Raw genomic sequence first — 15,444 nt, 5'->3', positions numbered from 1 at the left:
CGAGCAAGCTGCCAAATGAATGACAAGGTTGAATGACATGGGAATGCACCCTGTACAGGTGATCGCGGTAACCGGTGGCAAGGGCGGAGTCGGGAAGACCAACGTATCGGTCAACCTGTCGCTGGCTCTCGCCGACCTCGGCCGCCGGGTAATGCTGATGGACGCCGACCTTGGCCTGGCCAACGTCGACGTGCTGCTCGGGCTGACGCCCAAGCGCACGCTGGCCGATGTGATCGCCGGCGATTGCGACCTGCGTGACGTGATCATCCAGGGACCCGGCGGCATCCGCGTGGTCCCCGCGGCGTCCGGCACGCAGAGCATGGTGCAGCTGACGCCCATGCAGCACGCCGGCCTGATTCAGGCGTTCAGCGACATCAGCGAAAGCATCGACGTGCTGATCGTCGACACCGCGGCGGGCATCAGCGATGCGGTGGTCAGCTTCGTACGCGCCTCGCAGGAAGTGCTGGTGGTGGTCTGCGACGAGCCGACCTCGATCACCGACGCCTATGCGCTGATCAAGCTGCTCAACCGCGACTACGGCATCAGCCGCTTCCGCGTGCTGGCGAACATGGCCCACACCCCGCAGGAAGGCCGCAACCTGTTCGCCAAGCTGACCAAGGTCACCGACCGCTTCCTCGACGTGGCGCTGCAGTATGTCGGCGCCGTGCCGTACGACGAGGCGGTACGCAAGGCCGTGCAGAAACAGCGCGCGGTGTACGACGCCTTCCCCCGTTCGAAGTGCGCCCTGGCGTTCAAGGGAATTGCCCAGAAAGTCGATGGATGGCCGCTGCCGGCCAACCCGCGCGGCCACCTGGAGTTTTTCGTCGAACGCCTGGTCAAACAACCTACCGCCGACTCGGCCGTATGACAGCGGCCACTGGACTTCGTATGTACACCAAGGCACAGCCGCGTGATGCCCAGCACCAGTTGATCGAGCGCTATGCCCCGTTGGTCAAGCGCATCGCTTACCACTTGCTTGGCCGCTTGCCGGCCAGCGTGCAGGTCGAGGATCTGATTCAGGCCGGGATGATCGGCCTGCTCGAAGCCGCGAAGAAATACGATTCCAGTAAAGGCGCCAGTTTCGAGACATTCGCCGGCATTCGCATCCGCGGATCGATGCTCGACGAGGTCCGCAAGGGCGACTGGGCACCGCGTTCGGTGCACCGCAACAGTCGCATGGTCAGCGACGCAATTCGGAAAATTGAAGCGCGAACGGGTCGTGACGCTAAAGATCACGAGGTTGCGGCCGAACTCCAATTGAGTCTGGAAGATTACTACGGCATTCTTGGCGACACTTTGGGCAGCCGCCTGTTCAGCTTCGACGACCTGTTGCAGGACGGCGAGCATGGTGGTCTGGCTGAAGACGCCGAGCATTCCCATTCCCCTGCACACGAACTGGAAGACCAGCGCTTCCAGGGGGCACTGGCGGACGCCATTGCCAACTTGCCGGAGCGTGAGAAGTTGGTGCTGTCGCTGTATTACGACGAAGAGCTGAACCTCAAGGAGATCGGCGAAGTGCTGGGGGTCAGCGAATCGCGGGTCAGCCAGTTGCATAGCCAATGTGCCGCGCGCCTGCGAGCACGCTTGGGTGAGTGGCGCGCGCACTGAAACGCTACGGCTAGTAGTTGCAGATTATTTGAGCGCTTCCCCGGGGCGGGGAGTGTTTTCGGACTGACCGGAGGTCGATTTGGACAAAAACATGAAAATCCTCATCGTTGACGACTTTTCGACGATGCGACGGATCATCAAGAACCTCTTGCGTGACCTGGGCTTCACCAATACCGCAGAAGCCGACGACGGCACCTCGGCACTGCCGATGCTGCAGAGCGGCAACTTCGATTTTCTCGTGACGGACTGGAACATGCCGGGCATGACGGGCATCGACCTGCTGCGCGCGGTGCGTGCCGATGAGCGCCTGAAGACCCTGCCGGTGCTGATGGTGACTGCCGAAGCCAAGCGTGACCAGATCATCGAGGCCGCGCAGGCCGGGGTGAATGGCTACGTCGTCAAACCGTTCACCGCTCAGGTGTTGAAGGAAAAGATCGAGAAGATCTTCGAGCGCGTCAACGGCTGATCTCCGCCGCGAGGGCACTATGGATCACAACGATTCCCTGCTGGGTGACCTCGAGTCGACCCTGAAAAACAACGCCCGCGAACTGGTCGATAGCCTGGAAAAAGGCAACTTCGGCGAGGCCGTGCAGCTTATCCACGAGCTCAACAAGGCCCGCGATCGCGGCCTGTACCACGAGATCGGCAAGCTGACCCGCGAGCTGCACACCGCCATCGTCAACTTCCAGATCGATCCGCGTACGCCGATCGCCGAGGAGGTCTCGCAGATCACCGACGCCACCGAGCGGTTGAACTACGTGGTGACGATGACCGAGAAGGCGGCCAACCGGACCATGGATCTGGTTGAGCAGAGCGCGCCGCTGGTCAACGACCTGAGCGACGAGGCACAGCAGCTGAAAGGCGACTGGGCCCGCTTCATGCGCCGCGAGCTGGGCGCCGATGCGTTCCGCGAGCTGGCCAAACGCATCGAGCTGTTCCTGGCGCGCAGCGAGCGCGACACGCAGAAGCTCTCCGGCCACCTCAACGACATTTTGCTGGCGCAGGACTACCAGGACCTCACTGGTCAGGTGATCAAGCGTGTGACCCAGCTGGTAACCGAAGTCGAGCGCGATCTGGTCAAGCTGATGCTGATGGCCAGCAGCGTCGACCGCTTCGCAGGCATCGAGCACAACCTCGACGACCTCCGTTCGGAACAAAAACAACAAAAAGAACCATCCCGGGGTGAAGGTCCGCAGATTCATGCCGATAAGCGTGAAGACGTCGTATCCGGTCAGGATGATGTCGACGATCTGCTATCCAGCCTGGGTTTTTAGGGAGCACACGAATGAGCTTCGGCGCCGATGAAGAAATCCTCCAGGACTTCCTGGTAGAGGCCGGCGAGATTCTCGAGCAACTGTCCGAGCAACTGGTCGAGCTGGAAAGCCGGCCGGACGACGCGGACCTGCTCAATGCGATCTTTCGAGGGTTCCACACCGTCAAGGGTGGGGCCGGCTTCCTGCAGCTCAACGAGCTGGTGGAGTGCTGCCACATTGCCGAGAACGTCTTCGACATCCTGCGCAAGGGTGAGCGCAAGGTCGATGCCGAACTGATGGATGTGGTGCTTGCTGCGCTGGATGCGGTGAACGGCATGTTCACCGAAGTGCGCGAGCGCACCGACCTGACGCCAGCCTCGCCGGAGCTGCTCGCCGCGCTGTCGCGCCTGGCCGAGCCGCAAGGCGCCGACGAGGCTCCGCAGGCTGCTGCCGTTGCAACGGCGAGCGTCGCGGAAGCCGCCGACGGTGACATCACCGATAGCGAATTCGAACAACTGCTGCAGGCCCTGGGCGACGAGCCCGCGGCCAGCCCGGAACCGTCTGCGGGCGGCGAGGGCGATGAAATTTCCGACGACGAATTCGAGTCACTGCTCGACCAGTTGCACGGCAAGGGCCAGTTCAGCGCCGGTGCGATGGCGGCGGCGAGTTCCAGCGCTGCGGCTGCCGAGGCGGAGGACAGCGATGTCGCCGTGGCGGACAGCGACGAGATCAGCGACGACGAGTTCGAAGCGTTGCTCGATCAGCTGCACGGCAAGGGCCAGTTCAAAGGCACCGCCGAGGCTGCTCCGGCCGCCGTCGAACCTGTCGCCGAGGCGGCGGTTGCCGCATCGGCTGGCGCTGGTGAACTGATCACCGACGACGAATTCGAAGCGCTGCTCGATCAACTGCACGGCAAGGGCAAGTTCGTTGCCGAGGCGGCTCCGGCTGCCGACGCCGCACCGGTAGCCGCGCCTGCGCCGGCCAAGGCGGTCGCCAAGCCGGCGGCCAAGCCCGAGCCGATCGCCGAAGCCAAGCCGGTCGCACCGCGTGCTGCACCGGCCGCCGACAAACCGGCCGCCGCCGCCGATGCGGAAACCACGGTGCGTGTCGATACCGCGCGCCTGGACGAGATCATGAACATGGTCGGCGAACTGGTGCTGGTGCGTAACCGCCTGGTGCGTCTGGGCGCCAACAGCGCCGACGAGGCGATGGCCAAGGCGGTGTCCAACCTCGACGTGGTGACCGCCGACCTGCAGACCGCGGTGATGAAGACCCGCATGCAGCCGATCAAGAAGGTCTTTGGGCGCTTCCCGCGCCTGGTCCGCGATCTGGCGCGCAACCTGAAGAAAGAGATCAACCTCGAGCTGGTGGGCGAGGAAACCGACCTCGACAAGAACCTCGTCGAGGCGCTTGCCGATCCGCTGGTCCACCTGGTGCGCAACTCGGTCGACCACGGCATCGAGATGCCCAACGTGCGCGAAGCCAATGGCAAGAACCGCACCGGACGCATCGTGCTGTCGGCCCAGCAGGAAGGCGACCACATCCTGCTGTCGATCACCGACGACGGCAACGGCATGGACCCCGACGTGCTGCGCGCCAAGGCGGTGGAGAAAGGGCTGCTGGACAAGGATGCCGCCGACCGCCTGAGCGAGTCGGAGTGCTACAACCTGATTTTCGCCCCGGGCTTCTCGACCAAGACCGAGATTTCCGACGTGTCCGGCCGCGGCGTCGGCATGGACGTGGTGAAGACCAAGATTTCCCAGCTCAACGGCACCATCGACATCCGCTCGAGCAAGGGCCAGGGCACCGTGATCGCGATCAAGGTGCCGCTGACCCTGGCGATCATGCCGACGCTGATGGTCATGCTCGGCGAGCAGGCGTTCGCCTTCCCGCTGGTCAACGTTAACGAGATCTTCCACCTCGACTTGTCGCGCACCAACGTGGTCGACGGCCAGGAGGTGGTGATCGTCCGCGACAAGGCCTTGCCGCTGTTCTACCTCAAGCGCTGGCTGGTCAAGGACGCCGCTTACGACACGCCCCGCGAAGGGCATGTGGTGATCCTCTCGGTCGGCACCCAGCGCATCGGCTTCGTGGTCGACCAGCTGGTCGGTCAGGAAGAGGTGGTGATCAAGCCGCTGGGCAAGATGCTGCAGGGCACGCCGGGCATGTCCGGTGCGACCATCACCGGCGACGGCCGGATCGCCTTGATTCTCGATGTGCCGAGCATGCTCAAGCGCTACGCGCGGCGCGGTTGATTGATCGGACGCCGGCTGATGTCGCCGGCGATCCGCAGGAGTGTTTATGGCAATCAAGGTCCTGGTGGTCGATGACTCCGGCTTCTTCCGCCGGCGGGTCTCGGAGATTCTCTCGTCCGATCCCAGCATCCAGGTAGTCGGCACCGCCACCAACGGTCGCGAAGCGATCGATCAGGCCCTGGCACTGCGCCCGGACGTAATCACCATGGATTACGAGATGCCGATGATGGATGGCATCACCGCGGTGCGGAACATCATGCAGCGTTGTCCGACGCCGGTCCTGATGTTCTCCTCGCTGACCCATGAAGGCGCGCGCGTCACCCTCGACGCGCTCGACGCCGGGGCCACGGATTTCCTGCCGAAGAATTTCGAGGACATCTCGCGCAACCCCGACAAGGTCAAGCAGCTGCTCTGCGAGAAGGTCCACAGCATCGCGCGCAGCAACCGGCGCTACAGCCATTTCAGTGCACCGGCGGCCACCCCGGCGCCGCAACCGGCTACGGTCAGCAGTCACCGCCCGCTCGCGCACAGCCCCGAGCGCGCCGCGGCGACGCCTGCCGCCCCGGCGGCGTCGAGCCCGAACAGCCCTGCGCCCCGACGCAAACCCTACAAGCTGGTGGCGATCGGCACCTCGACTGGCGGTCCGGTGGCGCTGCAGCGCGTGCTGAGCAAACTGCCAGCGAGTTTTCCGGCGCCGCTGGTGCTGATCCAGCACATGCCGGCGGCCTTCACCAAGGCTTTCGCCGAGCGCCTCGACAAGCTCTGCCAGATTCGCGTCAAGGAAGCCGAGGACGGCGACCTGCTGCGCCCCGGCCTGGCCCTGCTGGCCCCAGGCGGCAAGCAGATGATGGTCGACGGGCGCGGCGCGGTGAAGATTCTCCCCGGTGATGAACGCCTCAACTACAAGCCCTGCGTGGACGTCACCTTCGGCTCGGCGGCCAAGTCGTTCGGCGACAAGGTGCTCGCCGTGGTGCTCACCGGCATGGGCGCCGACGGCCGCGAAGGCGCACGCATGCTCAAGCAGGGCGGCAGCCAGGTGTGGGCCCAGGACGAGGCCAGCTGTGTGATCTACGGCATGCCGATGGCGGTGGTGAAAGCCAACCTCGCCGATGCGGTGTACAGCCTCGACGACATCGGTGCGCACATCGTGGAGGCCTGCAGCTGATGGATGTGCTGAGCCTCATCGGGGTCATCCTTGCGTTCGTCGCCATCCTCGGCGGCAACTACCTGGAAGGCGGCAGCGCCAGTGCGCTGCTCAATGGCCCGGCGGCTCTGATCGTCATCGGCGGCACCCTTGGCGCGTCGTTCCTGCAGACGCCGGTGACCATCTTCAAGCGCGCTTTGGTGATGGTGCGCTGGATCATTTTTCCGCCGCGGGTCGACCTGATTGGCGGCATCAATCGGGTGGTTGGCTGGAGCATGACCGCGCGCAAGGAAGGCCTGCTCGGCCTCGAGGCGGTGGCTGACGTCGAGCCCGATGCCTATGCGCGCAAGGGCCTGCAGCTGCTGGTCGACGGCGCCGAGCCGGAAACTATCCGCAGCATTCTCGAAGTCGATTTGTACACCCAGGAAGGCCGCGACCTGCAGGCCGCCAAGGTGTTCGAAAGCATGGGCGGCTACGCGCCGACCATCGGAATCATCGGCGCGGTAATGGGCCTGATCCATGTGATGGGCAACCTTGCCGACCCGGCCATGCTCGGCAGCGGCATCGCCGTGGCATTCGTCGCCACCATCTACGGCGTCGGCTTCGCCAACCTGCTGCTGCTGCCGGTGGGCAGCAAGCTCAAGGCCGTGGTGCAGCGCCATTCGCGTTACCGGGAAATGCTGTTGGAAGGCATCCTGTCCATTGCCGAGGGGGAAAACCCGCGGTCCATCGAATTGAAGCTGCAAGGCTTCATGGACTGACGGAGCAGCCCCGTGGCACGCAGACGCCATCCCGAGGAGCACGAGAACCACGAGCGTTGGCTGGTCTCCTATGCCGACTTCATCACCCTGCTGTTCGCGTTCTTCGTGGTGATGTACTCGATTTCCTCGATCAACGAGGGCAAGTACAAGATCCTCTCGGAAACCCTGGTCGGCGTGTTCAACCAGCCGGACCGCGCGATCAAACCGATCCCGGTCGGCGACGAACGCCCGCTGACCACCGCTCCCGAGCGTCAGCCGGACCAGGACGAACCTGCAGGCAAAGATCCCAGCGCGCAGGCGCTGCAGGACATCGCCGAGAGCATGCGCGCGGCACTGGGCGACCTGATCAAGACCGGCCAGGTGACGGTACGTGGCAACGAGCTGTGGGTGGAGATCGAACTGAGCTCCGCGCTGCTGTTCCCGAGTGGCGACGCCTTGCCGCATAACCAGGCGTTCGCCATCGTCGAGAAAGTCGCCAAGGTTCTGGCGCCGTATCGCAACCCGGTACACATTGAAGGTTTCACCGACAACCAGCCGATCCGCACCGCGCAGTTCCCGACTAACTGGGAGCTGTCCTCGGCGCGCGCTGCCAGCGTGGTGCGCATGCTGGCGATGGACGGGGTGGACGCCTCGCGGCTGGCGGCGGTCGGCTATGGCGAGTTTCAGCCGGTGGCCGACAACGCCACCGTCGAGGGCCGGGCGCGCAATCGCCGGGTGGTGCTGGTGGTGTCGCGCAATCTCGACGTGCGCCGCAGCGTGACCGGTATGGGCAGCGGCAAGGCGCAGCCCGATGCGACCCTGCAGCGCGCTGGCATGCAAACTGCACCTCCGCCGACAGCGCTGGCTCCTGTTGCAGGGGTCGTCAATTCTCCGTCGCTGGCCCAATGAGGCCGGCACCTGATCTCGGTAAGGCGCACCGCACGCCGGGAGGACGTACGCAATGAGAGTTTGGGCAATCGCCAATCAGAAAGGTGGTGTCGGCAAGACCACCACCACCGTCAGTCTGGCCGGCCTGCTGGCCGACGCCGGCAAGCGCGTGGTGGTCGTCGACCTCGACCCGCACGGCTCGATGACCAGCTATTTCGGCCATGACCCGGATGCCCTGGAGCGCAGCTGCTTCGATCTGTTCCTGCATCAGGGCAGCGTGCCGCAAGGCCTGCCGCGCGAGCTGCTGCTGCCGACCAGCCACGAGAAGATCGCCTTGCTGCCGTCGAGCACCGCACTGGCCACCCTCGAGCGCCAGTCGCCGGGCCAGAACGGCCTCGGCCTGGTGGTCTCCAAAGCGCTCAGCCAACTCTGGGAAGACTTCGATTTCGCCCTGATCGACAGCCCGCCGCTGCTCGGTGTGCTGATGGTCAATGCGCTGGCGGCCAGCCAGCAGCTGGCGGTGCCGGTGCAGACCGAGTTCCTCGCGGTGAAAGGCCTGGAGCGCATGGTCAGCACGCTCGGCATGATCAACCGTTCGCGCAAACAGGCGTTGCCCTACAGCATCGTGCCGACCCTGTTCGATCGTCGTACCCAGGCCTCGCTGAGCACCCTGCGCTTGCTGCGCGACAGCTATCCAGAACAGCTGTGGCCAGCCTACATTCCGGTCGATACGCGCCTGCGCGATGCCAGCCGGGCCGGCCTCACGCCGTCGCAGTTCGATGACAACAGCCGCGGCGTAATCGCCTACCGGGCGTTGCTCAAGCACATGCTGGCGCTGGTGCCGGCGAGCCAGGTAGCGTGATGCGCCGGCGCTCAAGTCCTGCCACCGTCCTGCCGATAGCTAGGTCAGTGCCTCTTTTCAGGTTTTCGTCATGAGTCGAACCGTCGCCACCGCTACCCGCCCTCAGCTGGCCCTGCAGTCCTATCTGGACGGCCTGCTGCAGGAGGCTGCGAACGAACTGGCCGAATCGGTCAGCCTCGAGGAGTTCGAGGCTGCAGTGCTGGAAGAGCAGGTCCGCGATGCGCGCTCGGTGATTGTGCCGCTGCCGGCCGAGGTTGTAGTGCCGGTGGCGCCGGTCGTCGTTGAAGTGGCCGCGGTCGAGCCACCGCCCGCGCCGGTCGTGGCGCCGGTGGTCGATGCGATCACCGTGCCGCCGGTGGCGGAGCTGCAAGGCGCTGATGCGCCGGCGCCGCTGCTGACGCTGACTGCCGACGGTCGACCGAGCTGGGCTGAAGAGCCGTTCGAGTGCCTGCTGTTCGACGTCGCCGGGCTGACCCTGGCGGTGCCGCTGGTGTGCCTCGGCTCGATTTACCCGTTGGGCGAGCAGGAGCTGACTCCGCTGTTCGGTCAGCCTGATTGGTTCCTTGGCTTGCTGCCGAGCCAGGCGGGCAACCTCAAGGTGCTGGATACCGCGCGCTGGCTGATTCCCGATCGTTATCGCGACGATTTCCGCCAGGGCCTGCAGTACGTGATTTCGGTGAACGGCTACGAGTGGGGACTGGCGGTGCATCAGGTCAGCCGCTCGATCCGTCTCGATCCGGCCGAGGTCAAGTGGCGCGGCCAGCGTGCCCAGCGCCCGTGGCTGGCCGGCACCGTGATCGAACACATGTGCGCCTTGCTGGATGTCGCGGCGCTCGCCGAGCTGATCGCCAGTGGCGGCGCCAAGCGCCTGGCCGAAGGCCGGCTGAACTGATTGAAAGCGTCTCGCCGTGGGGCGGGACTCTGTGTTAATAACAGCGGGCTGACCCGCGCGTACCGCCGCTAGCGGGTTTGGATGAGGCTAGGAAATGAAGAAAACGGCGATGCAAGGCTCCGAAGATCCCATTCTGCAGTGGGTCACCTTCCGTCTGGACAATGAGACCTACGGCATCAACGTGATGCAGGTCCAGGAAGTACTGCGCTACACCGAAATCGCGCCGGTCCCGGGTGCGCCGAGCTACGTGCTGGGCATCATCAACCTGCGCGGCAACGTGGTGACGGTGATCGACACCCGTCAGCGCTTCGGCCTGGCCCCGGCGCCGGTCAGCGACAACACCCGCATCGTGATCATCGAGGCGGACAAGCAAGTGGTCGGCATCCTCGTCGACAGCGTCGCCGAAGTGGTTTACCTGCGGCAGTCCGAGGTGGAAACCGCACCGAACGTCGGTAACGACGAGTCGGCCAAGTTCATCCAGGGCGTCTGCAACAAGAACGGCGAACTGCTGATCCTGGTCGAGCTGGACAAGATGATGACCGAGGAAGAGTGGTCGGAGCTGGAGGCCATCTGAGTTGTTGATCGAGGTCGCGCTGCTCGTTCTTGCCCTGGCCTGCATCGGCCTGGCGGCCACCTGCGTGCGGCTGGCTGGCCGGCTGCGCACGCAGGCGGCGGAGCAGGCCAAGCGCGACGCGCAACGCGACCAGCGCATCAAGGAGCTGGGCAAGCGCCTGGACACCTACCTGGCCGGCAGCATTCGCATGGGCGAGGAACTCTACGAGCTGCGCCGCACCGTGGCGCCGCTGCCGGACAAACTGCAACAGATCGAACAGCGCGATCCTACCAGCCTGTCGTTCACCCAGGCCGCGCGCCTGGTCGGCCTGGGCGCCAGCGTCGATGACCTGACCCAGTCCTGCGGCCTCAGTCGCGCCGAAGCCGAGCTGGTCAGCAAGCTCAATCAGGGCCGGCCGAAGGCCTGAGATTCTCCACCGTCAGACTCCTGCATCGGCGTGCCCGCGACACTTCGCGCGGCGCGGGCGACACGTCGTGTCAGGCCGATTTCGGTCCTTCGAGCAGCGGCAGCTCGGCGCCGCCGCGCGCATGCGGGTCGAAGCCACTCGGGTACTTGCCCTTGAGATGCCAGGCGAAGGCAATGATTTCGGCGATGCAGCGGTACAGCGCCTCGGGGATCGCCTCGCCAAGTTCCAGGCGCGCCAGCAGGCCGACCAGTTCGGCGTTCTCGTAGATCGGCACTTCGTACTCGCGGGCGAGGGCGAGGATCGCCTCGGCCAGTTCGTCGTCGCCCTTGGCGCTGAGGGTTGGCGCGCTCTGCCCGTCGTAGGTGAGGGCAATGGCCTGGCGGGGGGCTTGGCGTGTCATGCGGTTTCGTCGACCCAGCGTTGTTCGAGGTTGGTGCGCGGGCCTTGCGGCGGAATGCCCTGGCGACAAGCCAGGTCGCCGACGGTCAGACCGGCGTCGAGCAGGCGCTGGCGCAGGTTGGTCAGCTCGCTGTCGATCAATCGCGCGGTATCCAGGCGCTCGGCCCACATCTGGCTGGATAGGCTGCCATAGGCGAGTTGCGCTTGGACCTGCAGCGGACCCAGCGGCGCCAGGTCGAAGGCCAGCTCGATGCGCCAGAGCGTTTCCGCCTGTTCCTGCTTGCCGCGCTTGGCCTGTTCCTCGCGTTGCACCTTGAGCTGCAACGGTACCAGCTCCTGCTGGTTGCGCATCGGCAGTTCCAGTTGCCAGGTGGTCAGCAGGTGGCCTTCGGGCGTGGTCTGGCTCTGCGCCAGGCTGGCGAGCTGATGGGTCTGCAGGCGCGAGACCGCAGCGGCGGCCAGCTTGAGCAGGGTTTCCAGATCGGCTTCGCCTTCCTCGAAGGCCTGCTGCAGGCGTGGCGGCAACGGGAAGCCGAGCGCCTGCTGGCGGCCGCCGCTCTGTCCGAGCGCGCCAAGGGTGTTGCGCGCGAAGGTCGGCAGGGCTTGCGCCAGGGTACCGACCACCGCGGCGGTCAGCGGCGTGGCATTCGGCAGCTGCGGCGACAGTTGGGCGATCAGGCGCAACAGGTTGGCCTTCAGGTCCTGCGGCAAGGCGCCGGCCTGGCCGCCGAGCAGGCGTGCCTCGAGCAGCATGCCGCTGTTTTCCAGGGCCTTGGCCAGGCCCTTGGCGTCGCTGAGCTGGGCGAGGTCGGGCAGGCCGGCCAGCAGCTTGTCGATGCTGCCGCGCAGCCCGTCGGGCAGGTCGGCGCCGGCCAGACCCTGCAGGGCGCCAAGCAGGGCGTCGAGCGAGCCCTGACGGCTGCCCTGCGCCTGCAATTGCTGGCCGATGGCCAATTGATCGAGGCGCCCGCTCAGCGGCAGGAAACTCAATGCCTGGCCGCCCTGTACCTGGGCGGTGAGCAAGCTGCCGACGGGCAGCGCCATGTGCGTTTCCACGTTCAGCTTGCTGCCGGCCAGCGGCGTGTTGAGCAGGTTGACAACCACCCGATAGAGCGTCTGCTGCGCCTTGAGCTGGGCGATCTGTTCACGGGCTTCGACCTTGCCCTGGATCAGCGTGCCGACCGGCAGCAGGCTCAGGTCCAGCTTGCTCAGCGCCCGTTCGCCGACATTCTGCAGGCTCAGCGCCAGGCGCGTGTCGGACAGCGCGGTGACGTTCAGCAGGTTGCCCTGGGCCAGCGGCTGGCTGCTGGTGGCTTGCACGGTGGTCTGCGCACCGCTGGCCAGGGTCAGGCGCAGCAGCACCTGGAAGCTCTGCGCCACCGCTTCGCGCACGGCGATCACTTCGGCCTTGGCGGTTTCTCCGGTCGCCAGCGCGCCGTCCAGCGGCTGCAGCAGCTTGAGGGCCTGGTCGATGGCCTGGCTGGTGCGTGTCGGTGGGGGAGTGGCGGGGAGCGGGCGAGAGCCGCTGATTTCGGTCATGGACGGGTTACAACCTGTTGAAAATGGCCGCTGCGGCTTGCCGAGCCGGGTATGTATAATGCCGCCCGTTTCCCGCTCTCGCGCTATCCGCTCTGGCCGGCCGGACAGCCGGCGTATGCCAGTATAGCGGCCGACCCCCTGCCGACTTGAATGCCTGTGGACCCGCATGCCGTGACCAGTCCAGTACTCGAAACCGTGGCACTCGCCTGTGAGCGTGATTGGCGCCTGCTGTTCGAGGGGCTCGACCTGAGTTTGCACGGCGGCGACATGCTGCAGGTCAGCGGGCCGAACGGCAGCGGCAAGACCAGCCTGCTGCGCCTGTTGTCCGGGCTGATGCGCCCGACCTCCGGCGAGGTGCGCCTGAACGCCCAGCCGCTGGACAAGCTGCGTGGCGAGCTGGCGCGCAACCTGTTGTGGATCGGTCATGCCGCCGGGATCAAGGGCCTGCTCACCGCCGAGGAGAACCTCGCCTGGCTGTGCGCCCTGCACGAGCCGGCCGAGCGCGCGGCGATCTGGCAGGCGCTGGAGGCGGTCGGTCTGCGCGGCTTCGAAGACGTGCCGTGCCACACACTGTCCGCCGGCCAGCAGCGCCGTGTCGCGCTGGCACGCCTGTACCTCGACGCGCCGCCGCTGTGGATTCTCGACGAGCCCTTCACCGCCCTCGACAAGCAGGGCGTCGCCCAACTCGAGGCGCACCTGGCCCGCCACTGCGAGCAGGGCGGCCTGGTGGTGCTGACCACCCACCACACGCTGGCCCTGACGCCGAGCGGCTATCGCGATCTTGACCTGGGGCGCCGCGCGGCATGAGCAACGTCTTTACCCTGCTGGTCGCCCGCGAAGCTCGTCTGCTGTTCCGCCGTCCGGCGGAATTGGCCAACCCGCTGGTGTTCTTCGCTATCGTGGTGGCGCTGTTCCCGCTCGCCGTTGGCCCGGAAACTCAATTGTTGCAGACCTTGTCACCGGGCCTGGTCTGGGTAGCGGCGCTGCTGGCCGTGCTGCTGTCGCTGGACGGCCTGTTCCGCAGTGATTTCGAGGACGGCTCGCTGGAGCAGTGGGTCCTTTCGTCGCACCCGTTGCCCCTTCTGGTGTTGGCCAAGGTGCTGGCACACTGGCTGTTTTCCGGGCTGGCGCTGGTGGTGCTGGCGCCGGTGCTGGCGCTGATGCTGGGCCTGCCGGCGCGCTGCCTGCCGGTGCTGCTGCTGTCGCTGCTGCTCGGCACGCCGGTGCTGAGCCTGCTCGGCGCGGTCGGTGCGGCGCTGACGGTCGGCCTGAAGCGCGGCGGCCTGCTGCTGGCGCTGCTGATTCTGCCGCTGTACATCCCGGTGCTGATTCTCGGCAGCGGTGCGTTGCAAGCTTCCCTGCAAGGACTGCCGGCGCTCGGCCACCTGTTGTGGCTGGCCAGCCTCACCGCCCTGGCGGTGACCCTGACACCCTTTGCCATCGCCGCCGGCCTGACTATCAGCGTCGGCGAATAACTAGAGTCACCGTGATGAATTGGTCCTGGTTTCACAAATGGGGTTCGCCCAAGTGGTTCTACGAAAAGAGCGGGCGCTGGCTGCCCTGGCTGGCGATTGCCGCCGCGCTGCTGCTCGCCGTTGGTCTGGTCTGGGGCCTGGCGTTCGCGCCGCCGGACTACCAGCAGGGCAATAGCTTCCGGATCATTTACATCCACGTGCCGGCGGCGATCCTCGCCCAGTCCTGCTACATCATGCTGGCGGTGGCCGGGGTGGTCGGGCTGGTGTGGAAGATGAAGCTGGCCGATGTATTCCTCCAGCAGGCCGCGCCGTTCGGGGCCTGGATGACAGTGATCGCACTGCTCACTGGGGCCATCTGGGGCAAGCCGACCTGGGGTTCGTGGTGGGTCTGGGATGCCCGACTGACCTCGATGCTGATCCTGCTGTTCCTGTATTTCGGTGTGATCGCCCTCGGCCAGGCGATCAGCAACCGCGACAGCGCCGCCAAGGCCTGCGCGGTGCTGGCCATCGTCGGGGTGATCAACATCCCGATCATCAAGTACTCGGTGGAGTGGTGGAACACCCTGCACCAGCCGGCCACTTTCAAGCTCACCGAGAAACCGGCGATGCCGGTGGAAATGTGGCTGCCGCTGCTGGTCATGGTGCTCGGCTTCTACTGCTTCTTCGGCGCCGTACTGCTCATGCGCATGCGCCTCGAAGTGCTCAAGCGCGAGGCGCGTAGCAGCTGGGTCAAGGCCGAGATCGGCAAGCAGCTGGGAGGCGTAAAATGAGCTTCGCATCCTTCGCCGATTTCCTCGCCATGGGCCACCACGGCCTGTACGTGTGGACCGCCTACGGCATCAGCCTGAGCGTGCTGCTCCTCAACGTCGCGCTGCCCTGGCTGGCGCGGCGTCGTTATCTGCAAGAAGAGGCGCGTCGTCTGCGCCGGGAGAACAAGTCGTGAATCCGCTGCGCAAGAAGCGTCTGATCATCATCCTCGGCATCCTCGCCGGTTTCGGCGTGGCCGTGGCCCTGGCGCTGAGCGCCCTGCAGCAGAACATCAACCTGTTCTACACGCCGACCCAGATCGCCAACGGTGAAGTGCCGCACGACACCCGCATCCGTGCCGGCGGCATGGTCAAGAAGGGCTCGCTGGAGCGCTCGCCGGATTCTCTGGTGGTGCGCTTCGTGGTCACCGACTTCGCAAAGGACGTGACCATCCAGTACCAGGGCATCCTCCCCGACCTGTTCCGCGAAGGGCAGGGCATCGTCGCGCTCGGCAAGCTGGACGCCGAGGGTGTGCTGATCGCCGATGAAGTCCTCGCCAAGCACGACGAGAAGTACATGCCGCCGGAAGTCACCAAGGCGCTGAAGGACAGCGGCAAGCTGCCCGACGGCAGCACGCCGCCCGCGAAGAAGGAGGGTTGAGC

Annotated in this window: 19 protein-coding genes; 17 read left to right on the top strand and 2 right to left on the bottom strand. The window is 65.7% G+C overall.

The features are described 5' to 3' along the window. Positions 1-28: 28 nt before the first annotated feature. From fleN to JQX08_RS02305, 12 genes are all read left to right on the top strand, one after another. On the top strand, positions 29-868 hold the full coding sequence (gene fleN, locus JQX08_RS02360) for a flagellar synthesis regulator FleN (RefSeq protein ID WP_204915316.1): 840 nt from the start codon (positions 29-31) through the stop codon (positions 866-868). Continuing rightward, positions 865-1,608: an RNA polymerase sigma factor FliA gene (gene fliA, locus JQX08_RS02355; RefSeq protein ID WP_204914421.1), complete on the top strand. Its 744-nt coding sequence runs from the start codon at positions 865-867 to the stop codon at positions 1,606-1,608. Before fleN ends, fliA begins: the two co-directional genes overlap by 4 nt. Positions 1,609-1,699: 91 nt before the next feature. Next, positions 1,700-2,074 (top strand): chemotaxis response regulator CheY, encoded by a 375-nt coding sequence (locus tag JQX08_RS02350; protein WP_204914419.1) that lies wholly within the window; start codon positions 1,700-1,702, stop codon positions 2,072-2,074. 19 nt (positions 2,075-2,093) lie between these two features. Further along, positions 2,094-2,882, top strand: coding sequence for a protein phosphatase CheZ (locus JQX08_RS02345; RefSeq protein WP_204914417.1), 789 nt, complete (start codon positions 2,094-2,096; stop codon positions 2,880-2,882). Between the two features lie 11 nt (positions 2,883-2,893). Continuing rightward, positions 2,894-5,116, top strand: a complete 2,223-nt coding sequence (locus tag JQX08_RS02340) for a chemotaxis protein CheA (RefSeq protein WP_204914416.1) — start codon at positions 2,894-2,896, stop codon at positions 5,114-5,116. Between the two features lie 46 nt (positions 5,117-5,162). Next, positions 5,163-6,281: a protein-glutamate methylesterase/protein-glutamine glutaminase gene (locus JQX08_RS02335; RefSeq protein ID WP_204914415.1), complete on the top strand. Its 1,119-nt coding sequence runs from the start codon at positions 5,163-5,165 to the stop codon at positions 6,279-6,281. Further along, positions 6,281-7,021 (top strand): flagellar motor protein, encoded by a 741-nt coding sequence (locus JQX08_RS02330; RefSeq protein WP_204914414.1) that lies wholly within the window; start codon positions 6,281-6,283, stop codon positions 7,019-7,021. The genes JQX08_RS02335 and JQX08_RS02330 overlap by 1 nt, the downstream gene beginning before the upstream one ends. Positions 7,022-7,033: 12 nt before the next feature. Next, positions 7,034-7,909, top strand: coding sequence for a flagellar motor protein MotD (gene motD, locus JQX08_RS02325; RefSeq protein WP_204914413.1), 876 nt, complete (start codon positions 7,034-7,036; stop codon positions 7,907-7,909). Between the two features lie 52 nt (positions 7,910-7,961). Continuing rightward, a complete protein-coding gene (locus tag JQX08_RS02320; RefSeq protein WP_204914412.1) occupies positions 7,962-8,750 on the top strand; it encodes a ParA family protein in 789 nt (262 codons plus the stop codon). Positions 8,751-8,820: 70 nt separating this feature from the next. Next, the gene (locus JQX08_RS02315; protein ID WP_204914411.1) at positions 8,821-9,642 is read left to right on the top strand and encodes a CheW domain-containing protein; all 822 of its coding nucleotides are present in this window, start codon (positions 8,821-8,823) and stop codon (positions 9,640-9,642) included. A gap of 94 nt (positions 9,643-9,736) precedes the next feature. After that, complete coding sequence (locus JQX08_RS02310; protein WP_204914410.1) at positions 9,737-10,216, top strand: chemotaxis protein CheW; 480 nt, start codon at positions 9,737-9,739, stop codon at positions 10,214-10,216. A 4-nt stretch (positions 10,217-10,220) separates the two neighbouring features. Then, positions 10,221-10,622 (top strand): DUF2802 domain-containing protein, encoded by a 402-nt coding sequence (locus JQX08_RS02305; protein WP_204915315.1) that lies wholly within the window; start codon positions 10,221-10,223, stop codon positions 10,620-10,622. Between the two features lie 70 nt (positions 10,623-10,692). Here the strand turns inward: JQX08_RS02305 and JQX08_RS02300 are convergent, their stop codons facing one another. Both JQX08_RS02300 and fliK read right to left on the bottom strand, forming a co-directional pair. Further along, positions 10,693-11,022 (bottom strand): EscU/YscU/HrcU family type III secretion system export apparatus switch protein, encoded by a 330-nt coding sequence (locus JQX08_RS02300; protein ID WP_204914409.1) that lies wholly within the window; start codon positions 11,020-11,022, stop codon positions 10,693-10,695. Then, positions 11,019-12,560 (bottom strand): flagellar hook-length control protein FliK, encoded by a 1,542-nt coding sequence (gene fliK / locus JQX08_RS02295; protein WP_204914408.1) that lies wholly within the window; start codon positions 12,558-12,560, stop codon positions 11,019-11,021. Before fliK ends, JQX08_RS02300 begins: the two co-directional genes overlap by 4 nt. 171 nt (positions 12,561-12,731) lie before the next feature. Between fliK and ccmA the strand changes: the two genes are divergently transcribed. Genes ccmA through ccmE form a run of 5 tightly spaced genes read left to right on the top strand, consistent with a single transcriptional unit; the run spans position 12,732 to position 15,442 of the window. Further along, positions 12,732-13,367 carry a cytochrome c biogenesis heme-transporting ATPase CcmA gene (ccmA, locus tag JQX08_RS02290; protein WP_430472492.1) on the top strand — a complete coding sequence of 212 codons (636 nt, stop codon included), beginning with the start codon at positions 12,732-12,734 and terminating at the stop codon, positions 13,365-13,367. Beyond that, positions 13,364-14,035, top strand: coding sequence for a heme exporter protein CcmB (gene ccmB / locus JQX08_RS02285; RefSeq protein WP_204914405.1), 672 nt, complete (start codon positions 13,364-13,366; stop codon positions 14,033-14,035). Before ccmA ends, ccmB begins: the two co-directional genes overlap by 4 nt. 11 nt (positions 14,036-14,046) lie before the next feature. Then, positions 14,047-14,805, top strand: coding sequence for a heme ABC transporter permease CcmC (locus JQX08_RS02280; protein WP_204914404.1), 759 nt, complete (start codon positions 14,047-14,049; stop codon positions 14,803-14,805). Continuing rightward, the gene (gene ccmD, locus JQX08_RS02275) at positions 14,802-14,978 is read left to right on the top strand and encodes a heme exporter protein CcmD (protein ID WP_204914403.1); all 177 of its coding nucleotides are present in this window, start codon (positions 14,802-14,804) and stop codon (positions 14,976-14,978) included. Before JQX08_RS02280 ends, ccmD begins: the two co-directional genes overlap by 4 nt. Further along, on the top strand, positions 14,975-15,442 hold the full coding sequence (gene ccmE / locus JQX08_RS02270) for a cytochrome c maturation protein CcmE (protein WP_204914402.1): 468 nt from the start codon (positions 14,975-14,977) through the stop codon (positions 15,440-15,442). Before ccmD ends, ccmE begins: the two co-directional genes overlap by 4 nt. Positions 15,443-15,444 lie beyond the last annotated feature (2 nt).

Origin of the sequence: Zestomonas insulae (genome assembly GCF_016901015.1) — a bacterium.
In the GTDB taxonomy this organism is placed as follows: Bacteria; Pseudomonadota; Gammaproteobacteria; order Pseudomonadales; family Pseudomonadaceae; genus Aquipseudomonas; species Aquipseudomonas insulae.
Note: the sequence above shows the minus strand (reverse complement) of the source record. Positions and strands in the feature narration are given on the sequence as shown.

Bases quoted from the DNA above. Each gene is read 5' to 3' on its own strand.
- JQX08_RS02340 (WP_204914416.1), top strand. From the start codon at position 2,894: ATGAGCTTCGGCGCCGATGAAGAAATCCTCCAGGACTTCCTGGTAGAG.
- JQX08_RS02320 (WP_204914412.1), top strand. From the start codon at position 7,962: ATGAGAGTTTGGGCAATCGCCAATCAGAAAGGTGGTGTCGGCAAGACC.
- JQX08_RS02335 (WP_204914415.1), top strand. From the start codon at position 5,163: ATGGCAATCAAGGTCCTGGTGGTCGATGACTCCGGCTTCTTCCGCCGG.
- fliK (WP_204914408.1), bottom strand. From the start codon at position 12,560: ATGACCGAAATCAGCGGCTCTCGCCCGCTCCCCGCCACTCCCCCACCG.
- ccmD (WP_204914403.1), top strand. From the start codon at position 14,802: ATGAGCTTCGCATCCTTCGCCGATTTCCTCGCCATGGGCCACCACGGC.
- JQX08_RS02315 (WP_204914411.1), top strand. From the start codon at position 8,821: ATGAGTCGAACCGTCGCCACCGCTACCCGCCCTCAGCTGGCCCTGCAG.
- JQX08_RS02350 (WP_204914419.1), top strand. From the start codon at position 1,700: ATGAAAATCCTCATCGTTGACGACTTTTCGACGATGCGACGGATCATC.
- JQX08_RS02310 (WP_204914410.1), top strand. From the start codon at position 9,737: ATGAAGAAAACGGCGATGCAAGGCTCCGAAGATCCCATTCTGCAGTGG.
- ccmB (WP_204914405.1), top strand. From the start codon at position 13,364: ATGAGCAACGTCTTTACCCTGCTGGTCGCCCGCGAAGCTCGTCTGCTG.
- fliA (WP_204914421.1), top strand. From the start codon at position 865: ATGACAGCGGCCACTGGACTTCGTATGTACACCAAGGCACAGCCGCGT.
- JQX08_RS02345 (WP_204914417.1), top strand. From the start codon at position 2,094: ATGGATCACAACGATTCCCTGCTGGGTGACCTCGAGTCGACCCTGAAA.
- JQX08_RS02300 (WP_204914409.1), bottom strand. From the start codon at position 11,022: ATGACACGCCAAGCCCCCCGCCAGGCCATTGCCCTCACCTACGACGGG.
- JQX08_RS02330 (WP_204914414.1), top strand. From the start codon at position 6,281: ATGGATGTGCTGAGCCTCATCGGGGTCATCCTTGCGTTCGTCGCCATC.